The 410-nt window shown below is 62.2% G+C and carries 2 protein-coding genes; both read left to right on the top strand.

Annotated features, from left to right (window positions below; translation table 11 throughout):
* On the top strand, window positions 1–180 hold a 180-nt coding region (locus tag HV824_RS36560; RefSeq protein WP_217918071.1), incomplete at its 5' end, for a hypothetical protein.
* Between the two features lies 1 nt (window position 181).
* On the top strand, window positions 182–410 hold a 229-nt coding region (locus tag HV824_RS36555; protein ID WP_176425357.1), incomplete at its 3' end, for a type 4b pilus protein PilO2.

Here is a 410-nt window from a genome sequence, read left to right as displayed (position 1 = left end):
CGTCTGGTTCACATCGGGGGAGCTGACGGCGTCTACTCGGCTCTCATCGAAATCAACGGCATCACGATTTCGGATGCAGTGGCTGGCACTCAGCTCGGCGATGGCTGGCAAGTCATCGGCGTCGATGCGAAACAAGTCAGAGTGGGTCGCGGCAAGCAAGTTCTGAAGCTCGCGGTGTGACATGGCTCAAGTCCTCAACCTTCCAGGGATCAAGGGCACCTATGCCGTCGGCCTGACTTGGCGGCATGAGGATGCCAGGCCAAGCCGCGCGGCACTGCGCAAGAAGGCTCGTGATCTGCAAGCACGGTGGAGTGTCGTCCATCAGACGCGCACAGGGCACGTACAGGCCGGCTTTTGTGCGGGCCTCGAGGGCGCTGCCTCCAACTGGCGAACCAAGCCGCTTGCAGCCC

Source organism: Myxococcus sp. AM009 (assembly GCF_013372605.1).
In the GTDB taxonomy this organism is placed as follows: Bacteria; Myxococcota; Myxococcia; order Myxococcales; family Myxococcaceae; genus Myxococcus; species Myxococcus vastator.
Note: the sequence above shows the minus strand (reverse complement) of the source record. Positions and strands in the feature narration are given on the sequence as shown.